Origin of the sequence: Sphingobacterium sp. T2, assembly GCF_000814685.1 — a bacterium.
Classification (GTDB): domain Bacteria; phylum Bacteroidota; class Bacteroidia; order Sphingobacteriales; family Sphingobacteriaceae; genus Sphingobacterium; species Sphingobacterium thermophilum.
This window is the reverse complement of the sequence record NZ_JXAC01000077.1, coordinates 1-11381: the sequence shown is the minus strand read 5'-3', so window position 1 is coordinate 11381 and position 11381 is coordinate 1. Positions and strand designations below refer to the sequence as shown.

13 protein-coding genes and 3 pseudogenes are annotated in these 11381 nt (G+C 39.7%); 11 read left to right on the top strand and 5 right to left on the bottom strand.

What is annotated here, in order from left to right:
- The first annotated feature begins 127 nt into the window (after positions 1-127).
- Positions 128-316, top strand: a complete 189-nt coding sequence (locus SD31_RS15960; RefSeq protein ID WP_231561228.1) for a hypothetical protein — start codon at positions 128-130, stop codon at positions 314-316.
- Positions 317-362: 46 nt separating this feature from the next.
- On the opposite strand, the gene SD31_RS05905 is transcribed toward SD31_RS15960, so the two are convergent.
- The gene (locus tag SD31_RS05905) at positions 363-884 is read right to left on the bottom strand and encodes a hypothetical protein (RefSeq protein WP_039053450.1); all 522 of its coding nucleotides are present in this window, start codon (positions 882-884) and stop codon (positions 363-365) included.
- Between the two features lie 17 nt (positions 885-901).
- Positions 902-2439: pseudogene (gene gpmI / locus SD31_RS05900) on the bottom strand (2,3-bisphosphoglycerate-independent phosphoglycerate mutase).
- Positions 2440-2575: 136 nt separating this feature from the next.
- On the opposite strand from gpmI, the gene SD31_RS05895 reads away from it, so the two are divergent.
- The 5 genes and pseudogenes from SD31_RS05895 to SD31_RS05880 all read left to right on the top strand — a co-directional run bounded on the left by SD31_RS05895 (position 2576) and on the right by SD31_RS05880 (position 5406).
- Positions 2576-2941 carry a DUF4783 domain-containing protein gene (locus tag SD31_RS05895; RefSeq protein WP_039053449.1) on the top strand — a complete coding sequence of 122 codons (366 nt, stop codon included), beginning with the start codon at positions 2576-2578 and terminating at the stop codon, positions 2939-2941.
- Positions 2942-2993: 52 nt separating this feature from the next.
- Positions 2994-3710 (top strand): annotated as a pseudogene (nadC, locus tag SD31_RS05890) (carboxylating nicotinate-nucleotide diphosphorylase); the annotation flags it as partial.
- A gap of 49 nt (positions 3711-3759) precedes the next feature.
- Entirely contained in the window at positions 3760-3852 is a 93-nt protein-coding gene (locus SD31_RS20725) for a hypothetical protein (protein ID WP_316929787.1), read from the top strand.
- Between the two features lie 28 nt (positions 3853-3880).
- Entirely contained in the window at positions 3881-4528 is a 648-nt protein-coding gene (plsY, locus tag SD31_RS05885) for a glycerol-3-phosphate 1-O-acyltransferase PlsY (RefSeq protein WP_039053448.1), read from the top strand.
- A gap of 74 nt (positions 4529-4602) precedes the next feature.
- Complete coding sequence (locus tag SD31_RS05880) at positions 4603-5406, top strand: M48 family metallopeptidase (RefSeq protein WP_039053447.1); 804 nt, start codon at positions 4603-4605, stop codon at positions 5404-5406.
- 49 nt (positions 5407-5455) lie between these two features.
- Here the strand turns inward: SD31_RS05880 and SD31_RS05875 are convergent, their stop codons facing one another.
- Positions 5456-6052 (bottom strand): LuxR C-terminal-related transcriptional regulator, encoded by a 597-nt coding sequence (locus SD31_RS05875; RefSeq protein ID WP_039053446.1) that lies wholly within the window; start codon positions 6050-6052, stop codon positions 5456-5458.
- 236 nt (positions 6053-6288) lie between these two features.
- Here SD31_RS05875 and SD31_RS05870 point away from each other — a divergent pair, with 236 nt between their 5' ends.
- Together SD31_RS05870 and SD31_RS05865 are read left to right on the top strand one after the other, a co-directional pair.
- A complete protein-coding gene (locus SD31_RS05870) occupies positions 6289-6813 on the top strand; it encodes a hypothetical protein (RefSeq protein WP_039053445.1) in 525 nt (174 codons plus the stop codon).
- An 85-nt stretch (positions 6814-6898) separates the two neighbouring features.
- Complete coding sequence (locus SD31_RS05865) at positions 6899-7492, top strand: hypothetical protein (RefSeq protein ID WP_039053444.1); 594 nt, start codon at positions 6899-6901, stop codon at positions 7490-7492.
- Here the strand turns inward: SD31_RS05865 and SD31_RS05860 are convergent.
- The gene (locus SD31_RS05860; protein ID WP_052258705.1) at positions 7460-8359 is read right to left on the bottom strand and encodes a prephenate dehydrogenase; all 900 of its coding nucleotides are present in this window, start codon (positions 8357-8359) and stop codon (positions 7460-7462) included. The two genes, SD31_RS05865 and SD31_RS05860, sit on opposite strands and share 33 nt — an antisense overlap.
- A gap of 22 nt (positions 8360-8381) precedes the next feature.
- Entirely contained in the window at positions 8382-9542 is a 1161-nt protein-coding gene (locus SD31_RS05855) for a pyridoxal phosphate-dependent aminotransferase (RefSeq protein WP_039053443.1), read from the bottom strand.
- Positions 9543-9807: 265 nt separating this feature from the next.
- On the opposite strand from SD31_RS05855, the gene SD31_RS20720 reads away from it, so the two are divergent.
- From SD31_RS20720 to SD31_RS20710, 3 genes and pseudogenes are all read left to right on the top strand, one after another.
- Positions 9808-10107, top strand: a complete 300-nt coding sequence (locus tag SD31_RS20720; RefSeq protein WP_316929786.1) for a hypothetical protein — start codon at positions 9808-9810, stop codon at positions 10105-10107.
- A pseudogene (locus tag SD31_RS21195) lies at positions 10077-10651 on the top strand (ABC transporter transmembrane domain-containing protein); the annotation flags it as partial. The gene SD31_RS20720 and the pseudogene SD31_RS21195, both read left to right, overlap by 31 nt.
- Positions 10631-11381, top strand: a 751-nt coding sequence (locus tag SD31_RS20710) for an ABC transporter ATP-binding protein (protein WP_410528238.1), incomplete at its 3' end; no start/stop codon positions are given. The pseudogene SD31_RS21195 and the gene SD31_RS20710, both read left to right, overlap by 21 nt.

Sequence of the window (11381 nt, the reverse complement as noted above, 5' to 3'; positions counted from 1 at the left end):
ATGTATGGTTTAAGTTAGTTAAAAATTTAGGTAATGACAATTAAGTAATAGGATATCAATTAATAGTATAAAGAAGAATATAGTCAACCACAAGATCATAGCAGCGGAAGTAGATCGTACAGAAGAGTTGAAAGGTAAACTTATGGATGCCCAACGATTGGGCAACGAATTCAAATCCAAGACAACAATTGTTTTTAATTCGGAAGATGGACCTCTGAGGGTAGAGACAACAGTGTGGTCGGCAACGGATAAATATATTCAGATTAAAAGTGGTATTCTAATACCGTTGGCCTCTATTATTCATGTAGAGTTCTAAAGAACAGTAAAATATAGGAAGCGCCTAATTTTTAATTAGGCGTTTTTTATTGGATATTTCCTTCGATATAATATTTTCTTTCTCCTAAACCCAGAATATGTTGGGATTTTTGGAGAAGGTATTTTTTGCCGGATTCATAGTAAAGGCGTTCGTCATTGGAGAATAAGATATAGTTTACTCTTTTTTTGATGTCTAAGGCTTGAATTTCGTCTTCTCCGTAAATGACCTTCACAATTAATGTATCCTTATTTTTGTTGGAAAGACTGTATGTCACAACCTTGTTTACACTGTCTTTCGTCATACTGTCGAAATTGTTTTTGTTAAGGTCTATCGTGGTAAACTGTGCCAACTCTTTTTCCCAGTTTATATTCTCGACGATGCGGTTTTCTTTTTGATCGTTGTTGTTTACAGTTTTGGAAACCTGAGGGTTCAGCTTTTCCAGCTTTTGGATTTCCTGCTTAAAATATTGAGGAATATTTATTTCTTTAGCACGAGAATGATCATCAATAGAAGAATGGCAGCTGTAAAAGCTTACCGCTGCCACACTCATCACTGTATATTTAATCAACTTGCTGATTCATTTTTTTAGCTTACTAAAACGTTGCCCGTCATCTCTGCTGGTATGTCGAGATGAAGGAGTTTCAAAATAGTAGGAGCTACATCTCCCAATTTGCCGTCTTCAATCTTTGTAAACTCACTGTCGATAAGGATGCAAGGAACAAGGTTGGTCGTATGTGCTGTATTTGGAGAGCCGTCCTCGTTGATCATGAATTCGGAATTTCCGTGATCGGCTAGGATGATAAAGGAGTAGCCGTATTCCAATCCTTTTTCAACCACTTGTTGTAGACAGGAGTCTACCGTTTCTACAGCTTTCACTACAGCCTCAAAAACACCGGTATGACCTACCATATCCGGATTGGCGAAGTTGAGACAGATGAAGTCAGGCTGATTCTTTTCTATATCTTCACAGATAGCGTCCGCAATGCCTGGTGCACTCATTTCGGGTTTAAGGTCGTATGTCGCTACCTTAGGTGAAGGTATTAAAATGCGTCTTTCACCGCCAAATTCCACTTCACGTCCTCCCGAGAAGAAGAAGGTTACATGTGGATATTTTTCTGTTTCTGCGATTCTTACCTGAGTCTTGCTTTGACTTGCCAAGGCTTCTCCCAACGTATTGGTAAGATTTTCTTTCTGGAATACCACCTTCACATCTTTGAATGTGTCATCATAGCTTGTCATAGTGACATAGTAGAGGTTCAACGGTTTGATTCCGTGTTCAGGGAATTCCTGTTGAGTAAGAGCGATGGTGATTTCACGTCCCCGATCTGTTCTAAAGTTGAAGCAAAATACTACGTCACCTTCTTCGATGACCGCTCTTGGAGTTCCATCAGCCTGTGTGAGGACTATAGCTTGACAAACTCGTCCGTCACCCCGTTGTCGTAGGAGGCTTGGATAGCCGCTGTTAAGTCTGTAGCTTTTTCTCCTACAGCCTTTGTCAAAAGGTCATAGGCCTGTTTTACACGTTCCCAGCGGTTGTCGCGGTCCATAGCGTAATAACGACCTATAGCAGAAGCAATAGTTCCTACAGAATGTGAAAGATGCTCTTCTAGGTCTCTGATATATCCGATACCACCATTAGGGTCTGTATCGCGACCGTCCAAAAAAGCATGGATAAACACTTGGTCGTTGGTGAAGCCCGCTGCTTTTGCAGCATCACACAAGGCTTTGAGATGTCCTACATGTGAGTGAACACCCCCATCGGAGACAAGACCTATGAAATGTATTTTTTTGTAGTTTTCTTTCGCATAGCGGAAAGCATCTTGAATAACACTGTGGCTTTCAAAAGCTCCTTCACGTGCCGCTTTGTTGATGCGTCCTAATTCTTGATACACCACACGTCCTGCTCCAAGGTTCATATGACCTACTTCGGAGTTGCCCATCTGTCCTTCGGGAAGCCCCACGGCCTCTCCGGAAGCTTCTAACTTTGAATTCGGATATTTCTTTAATAAGGAATCTAAGTAAGGCGTTTGGGCTGCTAAAACAGCGTTCGAATTATCGTTTTTGCCATAACCCAATCCATCCAGGATGATTAAGGCTACTTTCTTTTGATTTAAGTTGTCCACACACAAATATAAAAATTGTAAGCATAGTAATTATAGGCTCATCGTCAAAATTATTTGTCACGGAAAACTGTATATTTATAAAAATATAGTTGTAGCGTACCCATGCTATTAATATATTCGCATTAATTTTAAGGGTATGAAGGTATTGTTGATACTTTTTCTGAACTGCTTTTCTTTGTTGGTTCAAAATATAGAAAGGGATATTAATGAGGCGCTTAGCACCGGTGATGTAAAGTTGTTGAGCCAACATTTTACCTCCTCCATAAAGCTCTCTTTACATAGAGAAGAGCAAGTGGCCAACAAAAGTAAAGCAGAGTGGATAATAGCTGATTATCTTAAAGACAATAAATTTTCTGATCTGAAGAAAACTTCCAGATTAGAAGATGGTAACTCCAATTTTATTATATATGAGGCAAAAATACAACGTAAGGAAATTCGTATTTTAATAAAACTGGTGAATCTTAAAAACACGAACTATATATCGGAAATCATTATAGAATAGGATATGCTATAGGTCTTCGAATAAGAAGGATGTTGCATAAAAATGACAAGAAATGGATATTACATATAAGCAGCAATTGATTGATTTTGTCAATCAGGCTATACGTGAGGATGTAGGAGAAGGAGACCACACCTCTTTGGCTTCTTTGCCGGAAGACAAGTTGGGAGAGGCCAAACTTTTGGTGAAGGATGACGGTATTATTGCAGGAGTAGAGGTAGGGGTAGAAATTTTCAAACAGATTGATCCTTCTTTAATAATAACTGTTCTTATTGAGGACGGAAGTACCGTAAAATACGGCGACATAGTATTGTATGTTAAAGGAAAGATACATTCCATTCTGAAAGCTGAAAGACTGGTGCTTAATGTGATGCAACGTATGTCCGGTATTGCGTCGCGCACGGCGGAATATGTCAGGAAATTGGAAGGTACTAACGCTAAAGTACTGGATACACGGAAGACTACTCCACTATTGCGCTTTTTGGAAAAGCGTGCCGTAGTATTGGGAGGAGGTACCAACCATCGCTTTGGTCTTTACGACATGATTTTAATCAAAGATAATCATGTGGATTATGCAGGTTCTATTACCAATGCCGTGAACAATGCGGTAGCTTACAAAGAGAAGAACAATGTGCATATACCTATTGAAGTGGAGGTGAGAAATTTTGAAGAGCTGGAGGAACTGCTACACTGTGAGGGGGTTGACCGTGTGATGTTCGACAACTTTACGCCGGAAGATGTGCGAAGGGCAGTAACCTTGGTGGATGGCCGTCTTATTACCGAAGCTTCAGGAGGAATAGATCTGAATACCATCCGGGACTATGCGAGAGACAGGAGTGGATTACATTTCTGTAGGAGCGTTGACACATTCGGTAAAAAGTTTGGATCTAAGTTTGAAAGCCAAGCTTATTTAGTAATTTTGATTTTGAAGTACGGAAATTAATGATATCAATATATTTAATAGGAATAGTTATACTGGCCTATTTGTTTGGTTCTATCCCTACTGCGGTATGGTTAGGACAAGCATTTTATGGGGTAGATGTACGGGAATATGGAAGTGGTAATGCCGGTGCTACCAATACCTTTCGGGTATTGGGTAAAAAGGCAGGAAGTATGGTGATGTTTATTGATATCTTCAAAGGATGGACAGCAACCAATCTGCCTCATCTGTTAGATTCCAGCATTGTCGGTACAACAGACTCTACGCATTTTGTCAATTTTCAGCTGGCTTTGGGGGTGATTGCCGTTTTGGGACACTTATTCCCTGTATTTGCTGGGTTTCGTGGAGGTAAAGGGGTTGCCACACTGTTTGGTATGGTGATAGCCATTCATCCGTTGGCAGCATTATGCTGTGTTACCGTTTTTGTTGTTTGTCTATCTATTTCGCATTATGTTTCGCTCAGCTCTATAAGTGCGGGATTCACCTTTCCTTTGAGTTTGGCATTCATCTTTAAGACCACTATACCATCTTTGATGCTTTATGCTATAGCCATTTGTGTTCTCATACTTATCACCCACCAAAAGAATATCGAAAGACTTCTCAAGGGTAAAGAGTCTAAAATGTATTTATTCAAAAAGCCAACCAAATAGTTTCATTTATCAATTTTCGGAATCATTATTGCTATAAGGATTCTATTAGGATTGTTAAGTGTAAAAAGGATAATATGAAAAAGATCTTTCGTTATGCATCTATAGTGATGTTGGGTGCAACATTGTTTGGATGTGCTACTTCAGCCATTACGGGAAGAAAATATTTGAAGCTGGTGGATAGCCAAACTATCAATGAGCAGGCTACCTTAGCGTATAAAGAATTTTTATCTGACCCTTCTACAAAGGTAATCACTGGAACTGCACAAGCTACGGCAGTCAAACGTGTAGGGAATAATATTGCTGCAGCTACACAACGTTATTTACAGCAAATTGGAAGAGCAGATCAATTTAATTTCAATTGGGAGTTCAACCTTATTCAGAATGACGAGCTTAACGCGTGGTGTATGCCAGGCGGCAAAGTGGCTGTTTATACAGGAATTTTGAGAGTTACGCAGACAGACGGCGGTCTTGCCACTGTAATGGGGCACGAGATTGCTCACGCGCTGGAAGAACATTCGGTAGCGCAGGTATCTAACCAACTTGCCTTGCAACTGGGAGCACAGGTTCTTGGAGCTGCTTCCCAGATGTCCAATAACAAAAGTATCGCCGTATTTAATTCTTTGTACGGTATAGGCGGCCAGATCGGTATGTTGAAATTCAGCCGTAACGATGAGTTGGCAGCCGATAAAGCGGGACTGATTATTATGGCAATGGCTGGTTACGATCCTAACGAAGCTATCAAATTCTGGGAAAGAATGGCGGCGTCAAAATCGGGAGCTTCGACACCTGAATGGCTTAGTACGCACCCTAGCGATGCTAGACGTATCGCACAATTGCAAGCTATGCTTCCCGAAGCTATGAAATACTATAAGAAATAATAAATCACTACTATAAATAGAAAAAGCAGGACTGCAGGCCCTGCTTTTTCTATTTATATAAATTTAACTTTCGTATCAAGTCTATAAAGTTAGCAGAATTGGTCTTGTTGAGGATGTTTTTGCGGTGTGTGTCTATAGTGTATTTACTAGTACAAAGCTTTTCAGCAATTTCCGCACTGTTATAGCCCTCCTTGATTAATTGCAGGATTTCCATTTCTCGCTTAGTCAGTTTTAGAAGTGTATCCGGTTCTATAAAAGAACCATGCGCTTTATCGTAGATACGATAATCGTCTTCAGATCTTGTTCTGAACTCTTCTATAAGCTGATGCGAGACATAACATCTGGATATTTCGCCGTGAGGATTCAGCTCAAGGACTTGGCTGTTCTGTCTTACGGTAATATATGTGTCTGATGCTGTTTTAATTCGATAGGAATAGGAAAAAATATAGTTGAAAAGCTGATTTTCTGATAGTTTATTCTTAAAGGTTATATCTTTTTCTTCACATTTTATTATATATTCCATGTCGTCCGGATGGATAATCTCTCGGAGAGTTTGGATATCGAAGATCTGAGGATCATATCCTGTTATCTTCCAAAATGCGGGGTGAGCATAAGAAATAGTCCCGGAGTTGTAATCATAAATCAAATAATAACTGCCGCAACTTTTTAATGTACTCTTCCTTTTTATTCTGCTGTCTTATAATTCTTTTTTTTGCTTTTGAAAAGTTGAATTTTTTTKGCATAAAATAGGTAGTTAATAATTGTTTGGTTTTGCAAATATATATAGAAAAATTATTTGTCGTTACACAATATTTTTGAGATTTGAGGAAGAATACGATGTATAACAGCTTTTATGTTCTTTTTATTGGCTAACTTTGTCGTATGAAGAAATCACAGAAAAAAACAACCTTTGCTCAGGAGGAAATACGTAAAGTTGATGTTTATTTTCAGGAGTTGGATAATACTTTCAAGGGAAATAAAGTTGTTTATGCAGTATTTCTTACGCTGGCATTTTTCGGGGTATTAGGATTGATTTGGATGATTCCGTTTCCTCAGTTGGATTTTTTAAAGAGGATGAATGCCCATACCTATCTGAATTGGGCTTCATTTTATATAGCTATAGTAGTTTATATTTATCTGAAGATAGCACCGACCTTATCGTATGCCATTCTTTTTACGATAGGGATAATGAGCTTTTTTATTGTACAGCTGGAATATCTAGAAAAAGATGGTGGCCCTTCTGTGGTTTTGGTGACAGCTATTTTGGCCTTAGTGGGATTGGCGGGGCTTGGGCTATACAGCAGAAGAGAACCTACCTTTAGCAGCTCTTCGTTTAACAGACTTTTATGGATAGGTCCCATTTGGCTTTGGTCGAAAGTCTTTAGGTTCTTGAAAATAAAATATTAATTTTTTGAAAAGACTTAATATGCTCCTGAACAATTATATGTTCAGGATTTTTTTTATTTTTATGTCCTCATAAAAGAAAGAAAACATGAGCATATATCATTATCCCTTACGTTTTACGTTTAAAATTACGACGTTGGCAAATGATTTTGTAGCCCGTGATGCCTTGGGAACTCCGATTTTTTATGCAAGGGAAAAGCTATTGGCGTTGCGGGATCAGATTAAAATTTACCGGGATGAAAGTAAGAATGAGCTGTTATATGAATTGATTTCCAACAAAATTATAGATTTTCAGCAGACATTTACCATCACCAATACCGAGGGAAGAACTATAGGCAAGGTTCGCCGCAAAAGCTTACGTTCGCTATGGAAGTCTACTTTCAAGCTTATGGACGCGGAAGACAATCACGACTTTACGATAGAAGAGAAAAATCCATTTGTTAAGTTTTGGGATAGTCTATTTGACGGTATTCCTATCTTAGGCGGTCTTTCAGGATATATTTTCAATCCTACATATCATTTGCATGATCATAACGGGCAAGTGCTATATGAAATTAGAAAAGAGCCATCTTTCTTTGGTAGAAAATTTATGGTAAATAAGCTTACATCATTGCCTATTGATGAGGAACGTCTGGTATTGAGTATAGCCTTAATGGTTCTGGTAGAACGATATAGAGGATAAAAAGTAAAAGAGGGACGAGCCCTCTTTTACTTTATTTATACGTTTTATCTTGTTTGATTTCTTAATCAGTTTATAAAGTCCCTCATAATCTTCTTTTTCTAACTTGTCGTGTAAATTCTGCAGTTGTTTGATGTGTTCTTTAAGTACTTCCAGAACGTTTTCTCGATTTTGTTTGAAGATAGGGGTCCACATGTCAGGAGATGACTTAGCCAGTCGGACTGTGGACTCGAAACCGGAACCCGCCAGCTCGAAAATTCTTCCTTGCGATTTTTCTTTCTCCAATACTGTCAAAGCCAAGGCGAAAGAGGTGAGATGAGAAATGTGAGAAACATACGCTGTATGCATGTCGTGTTCTTCCGCATTCATGAAGATGGATTTCATCTCCAGTACGTCGGTGATGGAGTCGGCCAATTCGAAAGCATCTTCATCTGAATTGAAGGCGTCTACGTACACCATATTTTTGTCTTTAAATAGGTTAGGTAGAGCCGCTTCGGGACCGGAATATTCTGTTCCGGCCATAGGGTGAGCCGCCACATAGCGACCACGATTAGGGTGGTCGTCAATTTTGTGAAGAATGTTAATTTTGGTTGACCCCATGTCGATTACGACTTGGTCTTTCACCTTATTGAGGATATAAGGAGCCAGCTCGAGGATGGCATCCACGGGTGTCGTGAGGATGATCACCTTTGCTTGGCTGATGGCCTCATCCAAATTCATGATTTCGTCTACCAATCCTAGCTGTATGGCTTTTTTCTGGTTGATCTCATTCTTATCAACTCCGATTATTTTGTCGGCAAATTTCGTTTCTCGTAGTTGGATAGCAACGGAACCTCCTATTAACCCTATTCCGACAATTGCTATATTCATAAGTAATGTTTCAAATTAATTGTTAAAGATTTGCTTTGATACGTTCTAGTGCTTTGTCCAAGGTTTCTTTATTGGCACAAAGACTTATGCGTATAAACTGCTCTCCTGCAGATCCGAAAATACCTCCCGGTGTAATAAATACTTTAGCTTCGTAAAGTACTTTGTCACTGAGTTGGTATGCATCTTTATAGTTATTAGGAATTCTTGCCCATACGAAAAGTCCGACCTGATTAGTGTCGTAATCGCATTGCAAAATGTCCATGATGGCATAAACCTTTTCACGGCGGGCAGCATATTCTTTGTTGAGCTGGCTATACCAGGATTTATCTAGGCTGAGTGCCTTGGCTGCTGCCAGCTGTAAAGGCAAAAACATGCCTGAATCCATATTGCTCTTAAAACGAAGAATCTCATTAATCCGCTGCTCACTGGCTGCCAACATGCCCACACGCCAGCCCGCCATATTGGAAGACTTGCTCAGTGAATTAAGTTCTATAGCTACCTCTTTAGCACCCTCTACGCTCAAGATGCTTTCTGGATGTTCATTAAGGATAAAGCTATATGGGTTGTCATGACAGATGAGTATATTGTGTTTTCTTCCGAAAGCGATAGCCTTCTCAAAAAACTCTTTATTTGCTAGAGCACCCGTAGGCATGTGCGGGTAGTTGAGCCACATCATCTTTACGCGCGACAGATCCTGCGCTTCCAGCGCTTCAAAATCTACGAGCCAGTGATTTTCGGGGCTCAAAGTATATGGCACAGGAGTAGCTCCCGAAACTTTTACGGCACTCATATAAGCCGGATAACCTGGATTAGGGATTAATACTTCATCACCTTCCTCAAGGTAGGTCATACAGATGTGTACTATCCCTTCTTTTGATCCGATAAGAGGTAAAATTTCTGTATTAGGATTTAACGTAACGCTATAATATCGCTCATACCATTCGGCAATAGCCTGACGTAATGCTGGAGCTCCTTTGTAGCTTTGATAGCCGTGGGTGTTAGACAGCTCCGCCTGCTCACACAATACTTTAATCACCTCCGGATGAGGAGGAAGGTCAGGACTGCCGATACCTAAATTGATAACCTGAGCGCCTGCCTTATTCATTTCATCAATCTCTCGAAGCTTTTTGGAGAAGTAATATTCTTCCGTATGCTGTAATCTTCTCGCAACCTGAATTTCCATCAAAATTTGTATTTGTTGCTAAATTTATAAAAAGTAAATCAGTTTAATGAAATAATACTACAGAATTGTCCTGAGTTTTTATATTCTTTATTTTATCAGCGCTTTGCAACAATTTTAATGTATAAATTTTTAATCCTTTCAAAGCAAAAGCTTAATTAGTACTTTTGCTTAACGAGAATTTATTGAATGAAAACATACTTTAGATTATTATCCTTCGCAAAGCCAATAGAGAAATACGCTATTCCTTATATATTGTGCACTATTATTGCTTGTTGTTTTTGGGACACTCAACCTAGCTTTATTAGTGCCTCTTCTACATGTCCTTTTTAAGGGAACAGGAGATGTAGAGGTAACAGCAAGTGAGGTTATTACCAAACCTACAAGCTTCAGCGATCTTGGAGGATGGTTCACCTATTATACGGATAAGTTGTATTACGACTTAGGGCCTTATGAAGCATTGAAGTATGTGTGCGTGGTGATTAGTTTTTTCGGTATTTATCAGCAATCTTGTTCCGCTATTTCTCACAGCGTATCATGGAAAATCTTCGTATCCACACATTGTTGAACTTGCGTAAAGCCGTTTTCAACAATGTCATGGACTTGCATCTAGGATATTTTACCAACCAGAGAAAGGGTGATATTATTTCCAAAATAGCGTCTGATGTTCAGGTGGTACAGTTTTCTGTTACAGCTACATTACAGGTTATTTTTAAAGAGCCACTTCAGTTGATAGCCTATTTGGTTAGTTCTTTTTTCCCTTTCGGCCAAGCTTTACTTTTTTCTCGTTGCTGGTCATTCCTGTGTCCGCGTTTGTCATTTCGAGGATAGTCAAAAAACTTAAGTCTCAGGCTAAAGAAGGTCAGGAGTCTTATGGAAAGATGATTTCGTATTTGGACGAGGCACTTACAGGAGTGAAAATAGTAAAAGCTTTCAATGCCAGCCGCTTTGTAAAAAAACGATTCAATGCTGAAAGCGAGCATTACTCAAAGGTTATGCGTCGTATGGCGCGTCGTCAGCAGATGGGTTCTCCTGTGTCAGAACTGTTGGGCGTGATTATGGTAGCTATCATCCTGCTATATGGAGGCTATATGGTGCTTGAAGGTACGGGAGAGCTTCAGGCAGCAGAATTTATCACATATATAGGCATTTTCTCGCAGGTGATGCGTCCGGCAAAGGCGCTGACGGATTCCTTTTCGAACGTTCATAACGGAATTGCGGCAGGAGAGCGCGTGTTGGACCTTATTGACGAGAAAAATAAGGTTGAAGATGCAGAGGATGCAGTTGAGGTTTCTTCTTTTGAATCGGCTATTCAGTTTAATCATGTGGACTTTGCCTATGGCGATAAACAGATATTATACGATATCAACCTTACTATTGAGAAGGGACAGACTGTAGCATTGGTAGGACCTTCGGGCGGCGGTAAGTCTACTTTGATTGATCTTATTCCTCGTTTTATGGACGTGACGGCGGGAGAAATTCTCTTCGACGGCAAAAATCTTAAAGAATTAAAACAAGATTCTTTGCGTGCCTTGATTGGTACGGTGAATCAGGAGTCTATATTGTTTAATGATACGATATTCAACAATATAGCTTTCGCCAACGAGTCAGCTACACAGGAAGAGGTGGAGGCCGCGGCGAAAATCGCTAATGCTCATGAATTTATTATGAAGACTCCGGAAGGCTATCAGACCAACATCGGTGACCGAGGGTCAAAGCTGTCGGGAGGCCAACGTCAACGTATATGTATTGCACGTGCCGTACTAAAAAATCCTCCAATCATGTTATTAGACGAGGCTACCTCARCCGTCCAGCCTTGGATACCGAATCCGAAAGACTTGT

Coding starts and splice junctions, on each gene's coding strand:
- SD31_RS05895 (WP_039053449.1), top strand. CDS start 2,576: ATGAAGGTATTGTTGATACTTTTTCTGAACTGCTTTTCTTTGTTGGTT.
- SD31_RS20725 (WP_316929787.1), top strand. CDS start 3,760: ATGCGAGAGACAGGAGTGGATTACATTTCTGTAGGAGCGTTGACACAT.
- plsY (WP_039053448.1), top strand. CDS start 3,881: ATGATATCAATATATTTAATAGGAATAGTTATACTGGCCTATTTGTTT.
- SD31_RS05880 (WP_039053447.1), top strand. CDS start 4,603: ATGAAAAAGATCTTTCGTTATGCATCTATAGTGATGTTGGGTGCAACA.
- SD31_RS05870 (WP_039053445.1), top strand. CDS start 6,289: ATGAAGAAATCACAGAAAAAAACAACCTTTGCTCAGGAGGAAATACGT.
- SD31_RS05865 (WP_039053444.1), top strand. CDS start 6,899: ATGAGCATATATCATTATCCCTTACGTTTTACGTTTAAAATTACGACG.
- SD31_RS05860 (WP_052258705.1), bottom strand. CDS start 8,359: ATGAATATAGCAATTGTCGGAATAGGGTTAATAGGAGGTTCCGTTGCT.
- SD31_RS05855 (WP_039053443.1), bottom strand. CDS start 9,542: ATGGAAATTCAGGTTGCGAGAAGATTACAGCATACGGAAGAATATTAC.